Annotated in this window: 15 protein-coding genes; 6 read left to right on the top strand and 9 right to left on the bottom strand. The window is 62.1% G+C overall.

Translation table 11 applies throughout. The annotated features are described in order from the left end of the window. Positions 1-50 precede the first annotated feature (50 nt). Both CGZ77_RS00465 and CGZ77_RS00470 read right to left on the bottom strand, forming a co-directional pair. On the bottom strand, positions 51-1475 hold the full coding sequence (locus tag CGZ77_RS00465) for an ATP-binding protein (protein WP_009427321.1): 1425 nt from the start codon (positions 1473-1475) through the stop codon (positions 51-53). 63 nt (positions 1476-1538) lie between these two features. Next, positions 1539-2201, bottom strand: coding sequence for a winged helix-turn-helix domain-containing protein (locus CGZ77_RS00470; protein WP_009427320.1), 663 nt, complete (start codon positions 2199-2201; stop codon positions 1539-1541). A gap of 380 nt (positions 2202-2581) precedes the next feature. Here CGZ77_RS00470 and CGZ77_RS00475 point away from each other — a divergent pair, with 380 nt between their 5' ends. From CGZ77_RS00475 to CGZ77_RS00485, 3 genes are all read left to right on the top strand, one after another. Further along, positions 2582-2866 (top strand): PepSY domain-containing protein, encoded by a 285-nt coding sequence (locus CGZ77_RS00475; protein WP_009427318.1) that lies wholly within the window; start codon positions 2582-2584, stop codon positions 2864-2866. Positions 2867-2924: 58 nt separating this feature from the next. Further along, positions 2925-3458, top strand: coding sequence for a PepSY domain-containing protein (locus CGZ77_RS00480; RefSeq protein WP_009427317.1), 534 nt, complete (start codon positions 2925-2927; stop codon positions 3456-3458). Between the two features lie 349 nt (positions 3459-3807). Further along, the gene (locus tag CGZ77_RS00485; protein WP_157697467.1) at positions 3808-4755 is read left to right on the top strand and encodes a cation diffusion facilitator family transporter; all 948 of its coding nucleotides are present in this window, start codon (positions 3808-3810) and stop codon (positions 4753-4755) included. A gap of 86 nt (positions 4756-4841) precedes the next feature. On the opposite strand, the gene CGZ77_RS00490 is transcribed toward CGZ77_RS00485, so the two are convergent. The 5 genes from CGZ77_RS00490 to CGZ77_RS00510 form a co-directional block, all read right to left on the bottom strand. Further along, positions 4842-6137, bottom strand: coding sequence for an FAD-binding domain-containing protein (locus tag CGZ77_RS00490; RefSeq protein WP_009427314.1), 1296 nt, complete (start codon positions 6135-6137; stop codon positions 4842-4844). Between the two features lie 60 nt (positions 6138-6197). After that, the gene (locus CGZ77_RS00495) at positions 6198-7169 is read right to left on the bottom strand and encodes a YheT family hydrolase (protein ID WP_009427313.1); all 972 of its coding nucleotides are present in this window, start codon (positions 7167-7169) and stop codon (positions 6198-6200) included. Positions 7170-7240: 71 nt separating this feature from the next. Continuing rightward, a complete protein-coding gene (gene ispF / locus CGZ77_RS00500) occupies positions 7241-7759 on the bottom strand; it encodes a 2-C-methyl-D-erythritol 2,4-cyclodiphosphate synthase (protein ID WP_009427312.1) in 519 nt (172 codons plus the stop codon). A 60-nt stretch (positions 7760-7819) separates the two neighbouring features. Beyond that, entirely contained in the window at positions 7820-8719 is a 900-nt protein-coding gene (locus CGZ77_RS00505) for a bestrophin family protein (protein ID WP_009427311.1), read from the bottom strand. Between the two features lie 42 nt (positions 8720-8761). Then, positions 8762-9607 carry an aldo/keto reductase gene (locus tag CGZ77_RS00510; RefSeq protein WP_009427310.1) on the bottom strand — a complete coding sequence of 282 codons (846 nt, stop codon included), beginning with the start codon at positions 9605-9607 and terminating at the stop codon, positions 8762-8764. Between the two features lie 152 nt (positions 9608-9759). On the opposite strand from CGZ77_RS00510, the gene CGZ77_RS00515 reads away from it, so the two are divergent. Beyond that, positions 9760-11205 carry a subtype B tannase gene (locus CGZ77_RS00515; protein WP_009427309.1) on the top strand — a complete coding sequence of 482 codons (1446 nt, stop codon included), beginning with the start codon at positions 9760-9762 and terminating at the stop codon, positions 11203-11205. Positions 11206-11354: 149 nt separating this feature from the next. Here CGZ77_RS00515 and CGZ77_RS00520 read toward each other — a convergent pair whose 3' ends face one another. Beyond that, positions 11355-12992: an NAD-dependent malic enzyme gene (locus CGZ77_RS00520; protein ID WP_009427308.1), complete on the bottom strand. Its 1638-nt coding sequence runs from the start codon at positions 12990-12992 to the stop codon at positions 11355-11357. 205 nt (positions 12993-13197) lie between these two features. Here CGZ77_RS00520 and CGZ77_RS00525 point away from each other — a divergent pair, with 205 nt between their 5' ends. Continuing rightward, complete coding sequence (locus tag CGZ77_RS00525; protein ID WP_009427306.1) at positions 13198-13557, top strand: helix-turn-helix domain-containing protein; 360 nt, start codon at positions 13198-13200, stop codon at positions 13555-13557. 53 nt (positions 13558-13610) lie between these two features. Beyond that, complete coding sequence (locus CGZ77_RS00530) at positions 13611-14027, top strand: hypothetical protein (RefSeq protein ID WP_009427305.1); 417 nt, start codon at positions 13611-13613, stop codon at positions 14025-14027. A gap of 139 nt (positions 14028-14166) precedes the next feature. Here the strand turns inward: CGZ77_RS00530 and CGZ77_RS00535 are convergent, their stop codons facing one another. After that, a complete protein-coding gene (locus CGZ77_RS00535) occupies positions 14167-15138 on the bottom strand; it encodes a TIGR03571 family LLM class oxidoreductase (protein WP_009427304.1) in 972 nt (323 codons plus the stop codon). Between the last annotated feature and the right edge of the window lie 145 nt (positions 15139-15283).

A 15283-nucleotide genomic window follows, 5' to 3' on the forward strand; every position in this document is an offset into this window, starting at 1 on the left:
CAAGTATCCGACCTGCGGCTGTTTCTTTGAGGCTGTCTGAAACAGGGCGTTCAGACGGCCTGTTCTATCCACGCGCTCAGGCCGCCTTCGCGGCGGTTTTCCAAACGCAGGGTCAGGCCGTGCAGGGCGGCGATTTGTTCGACGATGGAGAGGCCGAGGCCGCTGCCTTGCTCGTTTTGTCCGGCGGGGCGGTAGAAGCGTTCTTTGATGCGCGGCAGGTGTTCGGCGGCGATGCCTGCTCCGTGGTCGCGGATTTCGATGCGGTCGGGGTAGAAGTACAGGCCGACTTCGCTCTCTTCGGGCGAGTGGCGCACGGCGTTGTCGATGAGGTTGCGCAACATGAGTTGCAGCAAAACGGGGTCGCCTTGCAGCGGCAGGGGGCGGCCGGCGAAGTCGCGTTTGAGGCGGATGCGTTTTTCGCGGGCGGCGGTGTTGGCCTGTTGCAAAACTTGGCCGCTGAGGGTTTCCCAGTCGATGTCTTCGCGCCGCGCGAGGCCGCTTTCGGGGTCGAGGCGGGCGAGGGTGAGGAGCTGGTTGATGAGGTGTTCGGCGCGTTCGATGCTTTGGTGGATTTGGTGCAGGTGGTGCGGCTGCTCGTCGGGGTCGCTGAGGGCGAGCACTTCGCTTTGCACTTTGAGCGCGGCCAGCGGGCTGCGCAGTTCGTGGGCGGCGTCGGCGGTGAAGCGTTTTTCGCGCTCGGAGGCCGTCTGAACGCGCTCGAGCAGGCGGTTGAGGGCGTTGACGACAGCTTGGGTTTCTTTGGGTACGGCGCGGGTAACGGGGGTGAGGTTGTCGGCGCGGCGCTCGGAGAGTTCGCGCGCCAGCAGATCGAGCGGGCGGATGCTGCGTTTGACGGCCAGATGCAGGAGGATGGCGAGCAGGGGCAGGACGAACAGGGAGGCGGCAAGCTGCACCCAGACGATGTGCCAGAGCATTTCGAGGCGTTCGTGCCAGCGTTGGGCGACGGCGGCGGTGAGGCCGGTGGCGTCGTTGCGGTAGTAGACGACGCGCCAGCTGTCGTCGCGCCAGACGGGGGCGGTGTCGGTGAAGCCGGGGGTGTCGCTGAAGGGAATGCGGCGGCCTTTTTCGTCGGCCAAAAGCAGGCGGCCGCGTTTGTCCCAGATGGCGATGCCGTTGTGTTTGTCTTTGGCACTGCCGCGCCGAGCTTCTTCGAAGCTGTGTTTGATTTTGGGCAGGAGGATGGTTTCCCAGTCGGTTTCGCCTTCGACGTCGTCGTCTTCATCGTCGTCGTGTTCGCCATCATCGTCGCGCTCGTCGTCTTCGATGTCGATATAGGGCAGGGCGCGGGCGAGTTCGCTCATCTGGCTGTCGGCCGATTCGTTGAGCTCGTTCAGGGCGAGGGTGAGGGAAACGGCGTTGGTGACGAGCCAGACGGCAAACAGGCCGCCCGCCAGATAGTAGAACAGGCGTGTGCGGATGGCGGTTTCGGGGGGCAGGGTTTTGAAAAGGGGCATGGCTGTTCGGGCGGTTTGGGTTGGCGGATGTGCGGAGGCTTTCAGACGGCCTTTTCAGACGGCCTAAGGCGCTTCGCCGAGGCAGTAGCCCAGCCCGCGTTTGGTTTGGATAACGGAGGCGCCGATTTTTTTGCGCAGGTTGTGGATGTGCACTTCCACGGCGTTGCTTTCCACTTCCTGCTCCCAGCCGTAGAGGCGGTCTTCGATTTGCGCGCGGCTGACGATGTGTTTGGGCTTGGACACCAGCATTTCGAGCAGACGCCATTCGCGGGCGGTCAGGTCGAGCGGCTCGCCGCCGAGCGTGGCCGTTTGCGCGGCGGTGTCGAGTTTCAGACGGCCGAAGGACAGGCCGCTGTCGCTGCGCCCTTGGCTGCGGCGCACGAGGGCGTTGAGCCGCGCGGCGAGTTCTTCGAGGGCGAAGGGTTTGCACAAATAGTCGTCCGCGCCGCCGTTCAAACCGGCGAGGCGGTTGGGCAGCGCGTCGCGGGCGGTGAGGATTAACACGGGAAAGCTCAGGCCGCTTTGCCGCCACGCACGCAATATTTCCATGCCGTCCATGCCCGGCAGGCCGAGGTCGAGCACGGCGGCGTCGTAAGGCGCGAGGGCGGCGGCATCGCGCCCTTGGAGGCCGTCTGAAAACCAGTCGGCGGCCATGCCGAGCTTTTTCAAACCGGCGGCGATGCCGTCGCCGATGTGGGGGTCGTCTTCTATCAACAATATGCGCATGGGAGATTCCGTATGAGTGAGAGGCCGTCTGAAAGGCGTTCAGACGGCCTGTATTAAAGCACGGTTTGATTAAGGGAAGCTTAATAGTGAGCCAAAATAAAAAATCTACGGCGTTGCTGCGCCTTGTCGTACTACCTGTACTGTCTGCGGCTTGCTGCCTTGTATCTTTTTTATTTTGACTCACTATAAACAAAACGCGAAGGCCAAACGGGTGTTTAAATTTGTTTTCTGTAAAAACAATGGATTGAATAAAAATCCGCGTCAAAATGCCTTCTTAAGATTCGCTTAATCTTGCTTTGGTTTAATGCGCTCCATCGACAGGGACGGCAGCAGAAAAACGTCCCGCCCCGTTTACCTCAAACCGAAAAAAGGAATCCGACATGAAAAAATCCCTCTTCACCGCCCTGATCGCCCTCACCGCCGCCGCTTCTTTTGCCGACGACCACATCGAACGTCAGATTTACAGCGACAGGAATTTCGAGCAAAACCGCGCCAAAGCAGTGAAAATGCTGGAAAAACGCGGCTATCAGGTTCAAGAAGTCGAAGCCGACGACCGCCGCGGCAAACCCGTTTTGGACATCGACGCCTATAAAAACGGCCGCAAATACGACATCGTGCTCTCCTATCCCGACCTGAGAATCATCAAAGAGCGCATCGACTATTGATTTTCCGTTTTCCGATTATCCTGTTAACCATCATTCAGACACCAAAGAAAAAAACCTTATGAAAGCCAACAAAAAAAGCATCATCGCCGCCCTCGTCACCGCCGCCGTCCTGAGCACCGCAGGTGCGGGCGCCTACGCCGCTGGCATGGTTCCCGACAGCAAACACGCCGCCCTCGCGCAAAGCAAAATCAGCGCCGCCCAAGCCGTCGATCATGCGCTGGCCAAAGTCAAAGGACAGGCCGTCGACGTCGACTTCCGCCACAAACACGGCCAAAGCTACTACAAAGTCGAAATCATGAACGGCAGCGAAGAGACCGAAGTATTCGTCGACGCCAACAACGGCAGCATCATCGACAGCCGCCCCGACTACGACAGCAAACCGCGCCGCCCCGTGCCGCAGACCGGCATTTCGCTGAAACAGGCTATTGCCGCCGCCGAAGCGAAAACCGGCGGCCGCGCCAAAGAAGCCGAGTTGAAATACAAACGCGACCTGCCGGTATATGAAGTGGGAACGGTTAACGGCGCACGCAAATACGAAGTGCGCGTCAACGCCGCCGATGGTCAGGTTCTCTCCTCGCATCTGGATTTCTAGGGTCTGTTGACATTCAGCTTGCGAGACGGTTTTTTGAGTAAAAAATGCCCGAATGCAAGGAAAAAAGCACAGCAAGGTTGGACACCTTGCGAGCATTTTTGACGTGGCAGGCGGGTATTTTTTGCCAAAAACACCGCCGCAACGCTGATTGTCAACAGACCCTAAGGTATTCCGTTTGCCCCTCAGGCCGTCTGAATCATTTTCAGACGGCCTTTCCCGTGTTTCAGAAACGTCATTTGCGCGAAGGCGGGAGCGGCCTCATCCCGTTTTAGGCCGTCTGAAAACCCCGTCCTGCCTCCTTTCGGCTACAATCCGCCCCGTTTCCCACATAAGGAATAAGGAGCAGAACATGAGCGCCGGCCATCATCACGACCATGCCCACACCGCCAACAAAAAAGTGCTGGCCGTGTCCTTCTTCATCATCGCGGGCTATATGCTGGTGGAAATCGCCGGCGGCCTCGCCACCGGCTCGCTGGCGCTGCTCTCCGACGCGGGACATATGCTCTCCGACGCCCTCTCCGTCGGCCTGTCGCTTCTGGCCTTCAAACTCGGCGAAAAAGCAGTGAACAGCAGCCAGACCTTCGGCTACAAACGCGCCGAAATCCTCTTTGCCCTGTTCAACGGCCTCACCCTGCTGGCGATTGCCGTGTTCGTCGTTATCGAAGCCGTCGAACGGCTGGACAACCCGCCCACCGTCGCCGGCGCGGGCATGCTGGCGGTGGGCGCCGTCGGACTGGCCGTCAACCTCTTCGTCGCCCGCTATATGCACAGCCGCGGCGACGTGCACGAAAACATCAACATGAAAAGCGCCTACCTGCACGTTTTGGGCGACCTGCTCGGCTCGCTGGGCGCCGTGGCCGCCGCCCTGCTGCTGATGTTTTTCGACTGGCGCTGGGCCGACCCCGTTATCAGCGTGCTCATCGCCCTGCTTATCGCCAACAGCGGCGCTTCCGTGCTGCGCCACACCCTGCACATCCTGATGCAGGGCGCGCCGCCGCATATCGACCAGGCCGCGCTGGTTGCCGAAATCCGCACCGTGCCGCAGGTGCTGGGCGTGCACGACCTGCACATCTGGACACTCACCAGCAGCCGCCACCTGCTCTCCGCCCACCTCGTACTCGACGGCGCGCTCACCGTGCGCGAAGCCCAAGCCGTCGTCCGCACCGTGGAAGAACTGGCGCGCGGCAAAGGCATCGGCCACATCACCCTGCAAACCGACGCGCAAGACCACACCCACGGCGACCATCTCTACTGCCAAACCGAAGACGCCGACGACGGACACGGCCGCCACCATTAGCCGCACCCGTCACGCAAACGGCAAAAGGCCGTCTGAAACCCGCTTTTACGGGTTTTCAGACGGCCTTTTTTTTCGACGCCGCGTGCTCAGAAATCCGCCATCGGCGCGGGGTAGCCGTTGCGCTCGATGCCGCTGCCTGCGCGGTGCGGCGCGTGGATCAGGCTGTTGTCCAGGTGCGCCAGTTCGGGCAGATGGCTGCGGATGAAGCGGCCGTCGGGGTCGAGGTGCTGCGATTGGACGAAGGGGTTTTTCAGACGGCCTCCCGCCGCTTCCTGACAGCCGGCGCGGCAGAGGGCGGGGTCGTAGTCGGCGAGGGTGTCGGCGAAAAAGCGTTCTGCCGCCGCAGCGGGCATATCGGGCAGGGCGGCGGGGAAGGCGGCGCACAGCAGGCGCAGGCGCGGGTGCAGCCAGCCGCTGCGCACGAGCGAGCGCATGGCGGCGTCGACAAGCGGCACGCCCGTTTCGCCGCGCTGCCAGCGGCTCAGGGCTTCGCTGCGGGCGGTGTCGGCGGCGGGTGTTTCGGGCGGCGGCGCACTCGGCAGGATTTCGCGCAGGCTGCCGTTTTCCCAAGTCCACAGGCCGTCTGAAAACGGCATTTTGCGGCGGCAGTAGTCGGCGTAGACCAGACCTTCGAGCCATTGCGGCGCGTCTTGGCGCAAGGCTTCGCGGGCGAGGGCGCGCACGGGCAGGAGGCCGAAGCGCAGGGCGGCGGAGAGCTGCGATGTGCCTTTTTGCGCGGGCAGGTCTTTGAGCAGGGGGTAGAGCGCCAGTTTGGGAACGAACGCGTGCCAGGCCGCCTGCGCCGCCGCTTCGCCGCCCTGCTGCAACAGCGGCGTGTCGGGGGCGTCGGGCAGCGGCGGCACGTCGCGCAGGCTGTCGGGCAGGGCGCGCTGTATGCGCTCTGCCACCGCCCAATCGGGTTCGCCGTCTGCGCCGTCGTCGGCCTGCGCCTGCCGCAGCCATGCCTGACGGAACACGGAAAAATCGGGCGGCGGCGCGGCATCGGCGCCGTGGCGCATGACGGGCACGGCGAGGATTTCTTCCTGTACGCGCAGCACGCGGTTTGCGGCTTCGCTGCCGGCCAGGCGTACGGCCTGCGCTGTGACGAGGCGGGCGGAAGGATGCCGCGCCATCAGGCCGTTTAGGGCGTCTGCGGCGCTGCCGTGCAAAACGTGCAGCGGGATGCCGTGTGCGGTGAGGCCGTCTGAAAGTCCGGCCAGCGTTTGCCGCAGAAAGGTCTGCTGGCGCGGGTTGGCGTGCTGCGGCCAGACGAACACGCCCGCCACGGGCAGGCCAAAGCGCAGCGCCGCGTTCAGGGCGGGGTTGGCGGCAAGGCGCAGGTTGCGGGTGAAGTGGAGCAGGATAAGGGTGGGTGCGGGCATGGGAGGCCGTCTGAAAAAAGGAAAAGGTTGCAGGGGCGGGTTGCGGCGGTCGGCGCGTGTTCAGACGGCCTCTTTGCCGTTGGTGCGGCGGACTTGGCCGAAAAAGCGCAGCACGGTTTCGGGCAGCCAGCGCAGATGGCCGAGGCCGCCGCCGGAGACAAAGCCCGCATGGCCGCCGTGTTCGGGTTGCAGCAGGCGCACCTGCGGGGAAACGTCGTGTTCGGCGGGCAAAAAACGCGCGGGCAGGAAGGGGTCGTTTTTGGCGTTGACGAGCAGGGTGGGCACGGCGATGTCGCGCAGGTAGGGCAGGGCGGCGGCTTGGCGGTAGTAGTCGTCTTTGTCGGCGAAGCCGTGTATGGGCGCGGTGTAGGCGTTGTCGAAATCGCCGAGGGTGCGGATTTTCTGCGGCACGGGCGGCATTTTCGCCAGCAGGCTGCTAAGGAAATAGCGGGTGTAGATGAGGCGCGGCAGGCCGCTCTCGAGGGCGGCGCCCGAGGCGGCGAGGTTGACGGGGGCGGAGAGGACGGCGGCGGCACGCGGCACGGCGGGCGCGTTCAGACGGCCTTGTTCGCCGAGGTATTTGGCCAGCGCGTTGCCGCCGAGGGACACGCCTGCGGCGTAGATTTCGCGGTAGCGCGCGGCGAGCAGGCCGAGCATGTGGGCAATTTCGCGGGTGTCGCCGCTGTGGTATTTGCGGTTGGCAGGCACGCCGCCGCAGCTTCTGAAATGGGCGACGACGCCGTGCCAGCCGCACGCCTGCACGGCGCGCATGAGTTCGACGGCGTAGTGGCTGCGGCTGCTGCCTTCGAGGCCGTGGAAGAGGACGACCAGCGGCGCGTCGGGGTTGGCCGCGTCGACGAAATCGTAGGCGGCCAGGTCTTCGCCGTAGCTGTCGGGCAGCAGCTCGCGGCGGTAGGCGGGCGGCGGGCTTTGCCGCAGCTTGGCGTAGATGCTTTGCAGGTGGCCGCCGACGAGCCAGCGGGGGCTGCAAAAAGGCGGCAGGTCGGGAAGTTTGTTGTGGTTCGAGGTCATGTCGGGAAGGGCGGGAGGCCGTCTGAAAGCGTGTTTGCGGTTTTCAGACGGCCTTTGGACTTTCGGGCGGTTCAGGCCGTCTGAACGGCGGGAGGGGGTGTGAAGGCGTTGTCGCGCGGGGCGAGGAGGACGGCGGCTTGGGCTTCGATGGCTTCGGTGCGGCCGAGATAGCCGAGTTTTTCGTTGGTTTTGCCTTTGATGTTGACGCAGCTTTCGGGCAGGCCGAGGTCGGCGGCGATGTTGGCGCGCATGGCGGGAATGTGGGGGGCGAGTTTGGGCTGCTGGGCGATAACGGTGGTGTCGGCGTTGACGACGCGCCAGCCCGCTTCCCGCACGCTTTGGTAGGCGGCACGCAGGAGGACGCGGCTGTCGGCGTTTTTGAATTCGGCAGCGGTGTCGGGGAAGTGGCTGCCGATGTCGCCCAGCCCCGCCGCGCCGAGCAGGGCGTCGGTGAGGGCGTGCAGGAGGGCGTCGGCGTCGGAGTGGCCGAGCAGGCCTTTGTCGAAGGGGATGGCGACGCCGCCGAGGATGAGGGGGCGGCCGGGGACGAGCTGGTGTACGTCGTAGCCTTGGCCGATACGCAGGTTCATGTCGGTATTCCTTTTTGGGTGGGAGGCCGTTTGAAAGGGTTTCAGACGGCCTCTTCGGGTTTATTGCAGTTTGAATTTGTCGGCGCGGGGCGCGTCGGGCATCGGTTGTCCGAGCGCGGCCAGGATTTCGCGTTCGACCAGCAGCACGATGGCGTCCAGCGGCAGGTCGTTGGCCTGTGTGCCGAAGGGTTCTTCCAGTTCGCCGCCCAGTGCGTCGAGGCCGAGAAACAGGTAGGCCAGCCAGGCTACCATCACGGGTGTCCATACGCCCAAGATGTTTTCGATGCCGAAGGGCAGCATGAAGCAGAAGCCGTAAATCGCGCGGTGCAGCAGCACGGAATAGGAAAACGGCAGCGGTGTGCCGGCGATGCGGTCGCATCCGGCCTGCACGTTGCCCAGCTCGGCGAGGTGGGCGGATAGCGAGGTGTAGACGATGCTGTCGATTTGTCCTTCGCGCAGCGCCCGTATCAAATCGCGCTGCATGGTTTCCAAGACGAATTGTGGCGGATTGATGTGGCGGATCAGGCTTTGTGCGTCGAGCGTTCCGTATTGGCTCAGGTCTTCGTGGGCGGCGGTTTCCTGCCGCAGCCGGTCGCGCAGCAGGCGGGCGAACAGGATGACGCGGCGGAGCAGGCGGCTGCGGGTGTCGTCGTCGAGCACGCCGCTTTCGCGTACCAGGTGGCGCTGCGCCGCAATCAGCACGCCCCACAGTTTGCGCCCTTCCCACCAGCGTTCGTAGCTTGCGTTGTTGCGAAAGCCCAGCGAGATGGAAAGAATCACGCCGAATACGGTAAAGCCTACCAGGGGCGGCGTGGGAATGTCGAACCATTTGTAGTGCGCGACCATGCCCAGCAGCACCGAGGCGGCGCTCAGAAACAGTATCGGCATCAGCACGCGCGGCAGGATGGTGCCGTGCCACGAGAAAAGCAGTGAAAAAGGGGTTTTGTTGCGGATAATCATGGCGGGTGGAAGGGCGGTTTCAGACGGCCTTTTTCCTGTTCGTTATATGTTAAAAGCCAGTCCGTGCGCCCATTTCACGCGTTCTACCGGCTCGCGGGTAAAGAGGCTGCGGCCGGATTCGAGCGCGGCGATGGCGGCTTTGTCTTCATCGTCGAGCGCGAAGTCGAACACGTCGAGGTTTTCCGCCATGCGCTCGCGGCGGGCGGATTTGGCCAGCACCACGATATTGCGTTCCACCAGCCAGCGGATGATGACCTGCGCCGCCGATTTGCCGTGTTTCGCGCCGATGGCACAGAGCGCTGGGTTTTGGAAAATGCCGTGTTGTCCTTCGGCAAACGGCGCCCATGCCTGCACGGCGATGCCTTCGGCCTGCAAATCGGCGGCTTCGCGCAGCCGCTGGTGGAAGGGGTTGACTTCGATTTGGTCTGCCTGCGGCATCACGCGGTTGAATACGCCCAAATCCACGGCGCGTTCGGGCGCGAAGTTGCTCACGCCGATGGCGCGGATTTTCCCTTCGGCCTGCCATTTTTCCAGCGTGCGCCAGGTGCCGTAGTAGTCTCCGTAGGGCTGGTGCACCAGCACCATGTCGATGTAGTCGAGGTTCAGACGGCCTAAGGAGCGGTGCAGCGAGGCTTCGGCGGCGGCTTCGCCCGCGTTTTCCACCCAGATTTTGGTGGTGACGAACAAGTCTTCCCGCGCCACGCCGCAATGCGCGATGCCGCGGCCGACTTCGCTTTCGTTCAGATAGGCCTGCGCGGTGTCGATATGGCGGTAGCCCGCTTCGACGGCATGGATAACGGCCTGTTCCGTGTCTTGCGGCGGGATTTGGTACACGCCGAAGCCGAGCAGCGGGATTTTTACGCCGTTGTTGAGGGTGAGGGTATGCATAAGGATTCCTTGCGGGTAAACAGAAGTTTCAGACGGCCAATCTTACCGCAAAGGCAGCCCAATCAGACAGAGGCCGTCTGAAAAGAAGCCTTTGACAATCCCGCCCGCCGCGCCTAAGCTGCCCGCCCAACCTTCCAACCGGAGAGCTGCCCATGTCATTGAAAACCCTCGCCCTTACCGCCGCCCTAGCCGCCGCAGGCGCAAACGCCGCCGATTTGGATTTTGCCAAGCAGCCGCACACCAGCCGCAGCGCCGAAATCAACGGCCAAACCGTGCAATACCGCGCCTTTGAAAACATCCCCTACGTGAAAAACCCCGTCGAAGCCGACTACCAGACCATCAACATCTACATCCCCGAAGCCTATTTCCACGGCGGCAGCATCAACGGCTACACCGCCGACACCGCGCCGATTTTCCTGCCCAACAAAATCGGCGGCTATATGCCCGCCAAAGCAGGCACTCCCGGCCAGAAAGGGCGCGGCGGCGAAGACAAAGGCGCAGACGCGATGCAAGTTGCCCTGTCGCGCGGACTCGTTGTCGCCAGCCCCGGCGCACGCGGCCGCACTTCGCCCACCGGCAAAGCGCCCGCCGCCATCGTCGATTTGAAAGCCGCCGTGCGCTACCTGAAAGCCAACGACAAAGCCATGGCCGGCGACGCGCGCAAAATCATCTCCAACGGCACCAGCGCCGGCGGCGCCTTGTCGGTATTGCTCGGCGCGTCCGCCAACCAGCGCGACTACGCAGGCCGTCTGAAAAAACTCGGCGCCGCCGAAGCCGACGACAGCATCTTCGCCGTGTCCGCCTACTGCCCGATTTCCATACTCGATCATGCCGATGCCGCCTACGAATGGCAGTTTCACGGCGTGAACGACTACCAGAAAATGAACATCACCATGCTCGATTACAACGTCGAGCGCAAATTGGTCAAAGGCACACTCACCGAAGCCGAAAAACAGCTTTCAGACAGCCTGAAACCCCAGTTCGCCCCCTATCTCAACAGCCTGAAACTCAAAAACGCGCAGGGCAAGCCGCTCACGCTGGACAAAAACGGCAACGGCAGTTTCAAAGACCACATCGCCGCGCTGCTCGCCCAGTCCGCGCAAAGCGCGCTGGACGCAGGCAAAGACCTGTCCGATCGCAACTGGCTCACCGTGTCCGGCGGCAAAGTTACCGCCGTCGATTTCGATAAATACGCCGCCGCAGCCGGCCGCCAGAAAACCCCGCCCGCCTTTGACGGCGTGGATTTGTCCACCGGCGAAAACCAGCTCTTCGGCAGCCAAACCCAAGACAAGCGCCACTTCACCGCCTTTGCCGCGCAACACAGCACCGTCAAAGGCGCGGGCAAGGCCGACGCGCAAACCGTCAAAATGATGAGCCCCATGCCCTACATCGCCCACACGCCCACGCAGCACTGGCGCATCCGCGTCGGCACCAACGATCGCGACACCTCGCTCGCCGTCAGCGCGATACTCGCCGCCAAACTGCAAAACAGCGGCAAATCCGTCGATTACGCCCTGCCGTGGGACGTGCCGCACAGCGGCGATTACGATTTGGACGAGCTGTTTGACTGGATAGACGGGATTGCCAAAGGGAAGTAGGGCCGTCTGAAAGGTAAAGGCAGCCTGAAAAACCGCGCAGCAAACGAAAGGCCGTCTGAAAACCCGTGTTTTGGGTTTTCAGACGGCCTTTTTGTATTTTCGGGCTGCCTTGCCAATCTTGCTATGTTGTCAAACGGCAGCCTGAAACCTTATCTGTAAACCGGCTGCCACATCGCATCCTGCACGGCCTGCACCCAGTTTTCAGGCTGCTTCGCCGCTACGCCGTCTTTGGCGGCCTGTTTGGCGACGGCGACTGCGACGGTGGCGGAGGAGGCGCGCAGGTTGTCCACAGGGGGCAGCAGCGACGCGCCCAAATCCTGCGGATTGACCTGCGAGGCGACGGCTTCGGCGGCGGCCAGCAGCATGCCGTCGGTTACCTGTTTCGCGCCGGAAACGATCACGCCCAGTCCGAGGCCGGGGTAGAGCATGGCGTTGTTGGCCTGGCCGATGTGGTAGTCCGTGCCTTTATAGGGTACGGGCGGCACGGGGATGCCGACGGAAATCAAAGCCTTGCCGTCCGTCCATTCAACCGCGTCGGCGGGCATGACTTCGATTTTTTCGGTGGGGTTGGACAGGGGGAGCAAAATCGGGCGTTCCACGCCTGCGGCGAGGGCTTTGACCACTTCTTCGGTAAACGCGCCGTGGTCGGTGGAGGTGCCGATAAGGATGGTGGGCTTGACCTGTTTCACCACTTCGAGCAGGCCGATTTTGCCGTCTTTGCGCGCCCAGTCCGCCGCTTCGGCAGCGGAGCGGGCGTATTCCCGCTGGTAGTCGGGCAGATCGGGCATGTCGTCGGTAACCAGGCCGTTGATGTCGATAAGCCAGACGCGCTTTCGGGCTTCTTCGCGCGAGAGGCCGTCGCGCTCCATCGCCGCGCTGATCTGGTCGGCCATGCCGGTACCGGCCGTGCCTGCGCCGTACACGACAAGTCGTTGTTCGGCAAAGGTTTGTTTGGTAACTTTCAGGCCGGAGAATACGGCGGCCATCACAATCGCGCCGGTGCCCTGCATGTCGTCGTTGAAGATACGGTAGCGGTCGCGGTTTTCCACGAGGATGCGGCGGGCGTTGGACGGGCCGAAGTCTTCAAAGTGCAAAAGCGCGTTGGGGAAGAGTTCGGATGCGGTTTGCAGATAGGTTTTGATGAGTGCGTCGTAGCGTTCGCCGCGCACGCGGGCGTGGCGGTTGCCGAGATAGGCAGGGTCGTTCAGCAGGATTTCGTTGTCGGTGCCGACGTCGAGGTTGACGGCGATGGCGCGGGCGGGGTCGATGCCCGCGGCGGCGGTGTAAACGGCGAGTTTGCCGATGGAAATGTCGGTGCCGTTCACGCCCCAGTCGCCGATGCCGAGGATTTCTTCCGCATCGGAAACCACAATCAGATCAACGTCGTCTGCGCCCAGCCCCAAAGTTTCAAACGAGGCGCGGACGGCTTCGGGGCGGTTGATGTTGAGATAGACGGCGCGCGAACGGCGGTAGTCGCGGCTCCATTTTTTGATGGCTTCGCCGACGGTGGGGTCGTACACAATCGGCAGCATTTCGGCCAGATGGTCGGTGAGCAGGCGGTAGTAGAGGATTTCGTTGCGGTTGTGAAGCTGGTCGAGAAAGATATATTTTTCCATGTCTTTTTCGTAAGACGAAAACTGGCGGTAGGCGCGCGCAGCCTGCTGGTCGAGGGTTTCCACGGCGGCGGGCAGGCGGCCGGTGAGGCCGTAGCGTTCGCGCTCTTCCAGTGTAAAGGCGGTACCCTTGTTGGTTAAGGGATTCTGCATGATTGCGGGGGTGTTGCTCATAGCGTGTCTCCTGAACGGGATGGGAACAAAGGCAGCCTGAAAGCCGCCGCCGCTTCAACGGCTTTCGGAAACGCTTCTTTGGCCGCGCGGCGGATTGTACACAGATTATCCGTATCTAAAGGTTGTTTTACCATATTTAAAAGTCCTTAAATATTCGTTTTTAAAAGGCGAATATCCAACTTTTAAAGACCAATCGGATGCAAAAATGAACCTGAACCACAGCGAAATCAACAAACGCATCGGCAAAGCCATTGCCAAATACCGTCAGGAAAGCGGCCTCACTCAGGAGCAGGTGGCCGAAATCCTGCAAATCGGCAATGAAGCCGTCTCGCGTATGGAACGCGGCCTGATTATGCCCAACGTCATGCGTCTGCTCGAACTGGCCGAAATCTTCCAATGCACCGCAGCCGACCTGCTGGCCGAAGGCAGCCCGCGCCTGTTTGACAAAACCCATAAAATCCACCTGCTGATTTCTGATCTAGCCGAAGCCGACCGCCAGCTGATGCTGCATTTTCTCGAACAGTTCGGCAGCCGTCTGAAACGCGGCGCAGTGCAGGCGGTTTGAAACAGAGGCCGTCTGAAACCCCTTTTCAGGCTGCTCCAAGCCAAAGGAAAACCATGAACTACTGGCATATGCAAATCCACCCAAGCGGCCAAGCCGCTGAGTTTGCGCCGCATCTGGCGGGCATTCTGCAGCGCGGCATTATCGGCCTGGGCGAGTGGCCGCAGGGCGCGGCGGCAATCCGCGCGTTTCGCGAAACCATGCAGGCAGGCGATATTGTTGCCGTCAAACGCGGCGGGCAACTGGTGGCGCTGGTTGAAGTGGCAGGCGACGCCTATACCGTTTCGCCCGACGACGACCCCGACCCGCACAGCCGCTGGATGGCGCACCGCCGCCCCGTGCGCGTGCTTGATTGGGCGGACGGCAGCGCGCGCATCCCGCACAACCGCGGCACGCTGGTGCGCTGCGCGAATGCAGACATCGATACGAGCCGCATCATCCGAGACTGGCATCACCGCGTGCAGGCAGCCTGAAAACGTTGCCCTGCCAATCTGCCGAAGCGGTGTTATCCGTGTTTGTGCGGGCATCAATGCGGGAAGGGCGGGAGGCCGTCTGAAAAATCAAAAAGGCCGTCTGAAAACCCTGTTTGGGGTTTTCAGACGGCCTTCAGTTTTATTTGCCCGCATCAAACTGCGACACGATGTTTTCCAAAAAGTCCTGCATGGTTTCCAGCGGCGGGCGGCGGGTGGGTTTGAGATTGGCGACGATGTGCGAGACGCCGATTTCCTGCTGCTGCGCGTAAAAGTCGGCAATGGCTTTATGACCACCGCGCAGGTAGATGCCGTTGAACACTTGCAGCGGCGCGTCTGCGTCTTCCAAAAGCTCGACGAAGTTGCACGTGCCAAACGGCCGCCAGATGCCGCTTTCGTTCAACGCATCGAGTTCCGCCAAGAGTTTTTTCAGGTGCGGCAGGTCGGCGGAATACCACAGCCAGCCGTCGGATTCGTTGGCAATCCAGCGCAAATCCTGCCGCGCGCGGCCGACGGTCATCATCGGCAGGCGCGATTGGGTCGGCTTGGGGGTTAAATCCAAATTGCCGTAAAAGCGGCCGCCGTGTGCGGTGTCGAAGCGCGGGAAGCTCTGCTCGGTGAGGCGGCGGATGGTTTGCCAGTTTTCTTGGAAACGCTCGGCGCGGTTGTCAAACTCTTTGGCAAAGGCGGGGTATTCGCTGGGGCGGTCGCCGCCTGCCAGACCCAACACAAAACGCCCGCCGCTCATCTGGTCGACGGAGGCGGCTTCTTTGGCGGTGAGTATCGGCTCGCGCAGCGGCGAAACGTAGCCCGCCGAGCCGATGGTGATGTGTTCGGTGAGCGCGGCGAGATAACCCAGCGTGGCGGTGATGTCGTACATTTGCCCCGCGTCGCCGAAATTGGGGTCGTAAAACGGCACGTCGCGCACCCACAGCGCACCCAGCCCGCTGTTGTCGGCCTGTTTCACCAGCGCGGTGAAGTCGCTCATGTCGGGAAAGGGCGAATCGGCGTAGCCCATAAACGGCGAAATAATGCCCAGCGTGAGCCTGCCCGGGCGGAAGGCGCGGGCGAAACCGCGATGGTTTTGCAGATGTTGCGGCACGGTTTTTTCCATTTGCTGCTCCTTAAAATCAGTTGCCCGAAAGGGAATGGCTGCATTGTAGGCTGGCTATTGGCAGAGAAAAACCGCATAATGATGAAAAAACTTTTTGATTGTTTCAAATAATCGGGGTTTCAGGTGGCCTGAATGCTTAGCAAGC

This window comes from Neisseria sp. KEM232, assembly GCF_002237445.1.
In the GTDB taxonomy this organism is placed as follows: Bacteria; Pseudomonadota; Gammaproteobacteria; order Burkholderiales; family Neisseriaceae; genus Neisseria.

What these genes read in the sequence shown, in the direction of transcription:
- CGZ77_RS00485 (WP_157697467.1), top strand. Translation starts at nt 3,808, where the DNA reads ATGAGCGCCGGCCATCATCACGACCATGCCCACACCGCCAACAAAAAA.
- CGZ77_RS00490 (WP_009427314.1), bottom strand. Translation starts at nt 6,137, where the DNA reads ATGCCCGCACCCACCCTTATCCTGCTCCACTTCACCCGCAACCTGCGC.
- CGZ77_RS00475 (WP_009427318.1), top strand. Translation starts at nt 2,582, where the DNA reads ATGAAAAAATCCCTCTTCACCGCCCTGATCGCCCTCACCGCCGCCGCT.
- CGZ77_RS00515 (WP_009427309.1), top strand. Translation starts at nt 9,760, where the DNA reads ATGTCATTGAAAACCCTCGCCCTTACCGCCGCCCTAGCCGCCGCAGGC.
- CGZ77_RS00535 (WP_009427304.1), bottom strand. Translation starts at nt 15,138, where the DNA reads ATGGAAAAAACCGTGCCGCAACATCTGCAAAACCATCGCGGTTTCGCC.
- ispF (WP_009427312.1), bottom strand. Translation starts at nt 7,759, where the DNA reads ATGAACCTGCGTATCGGCCAAGGCTACGACGTACACCAGCTCGTCCCC.
- CGZ77_RS00510 (WP_009427310.1), bottom strand. Translation starts at nt 9,607, where the DNA reads ATGCATACCCTCACCCTCAACAACGGCGTAAAAATCCCGCTGCTCGGC.
- CGZ77_RS00525 (WP_009427306.1), top strand. Translation starts at nt 13,198, where the DNA reads ATGAACCTGAACCACAGCGAAATCAACAAACGCATCGGCAAAGCCATT.
- CGZ77_RS00505 (WP_009427311.1), bottom strand. Translation starts at nt 8,719, where the DNA reads ATGATTATCCGCAACAAAACCCCTTTTTCACTGCTTTTCTCGTGGCAC.
- CGZ77_RS00480 (WP_009427317.1), top strand. Translation starts at nt 2,925, where the DNA reads ATGAAAGCCAACAAAAAAAGCATCATCGCCGCCCTCGTCACCGCCGCC.
- CGZ77_RS00465 (WP_009427321.1), bottom strand. Translation starts at nt 1,475, where the DNA reads ATGCCCCTTTTCAAAACCCTGCCCCCCGAAACCGCCATCCGCACACGC.
- CGZ77_RS00520 (WP_009427308.1), bottom strand. Translation starts at nt 12,992, where the DNA reads ATGAGCAACACCCCCGCAATCATGCAGAATCCCTTAACCAACAAGGGT.
- CGZ77_RS00495 (WP_009427313.1), bottom strand. Translation starts at nt 7,169, where the DNA reads ATGACCTCGAACCACAACAAACTTCCCGACCTGCCGCCTTTTTGCAGC.
- CGZ77_RS00530 (WP_009427305.1), top strand. Translation starts at nt 13,611, where the DNA reads ATGAACTACTGGCATATGCAAATCCACCCAAGCGGCCAAGCCGCTGAG.
- CGZ77_RS00470 (WP_009427320.1), bottom strand. Translation starts at nt 2,201, where the DNA reads ATGCGCATATTGTTGATAGAAGACGACCCCCACATCGGCGACGGCATC.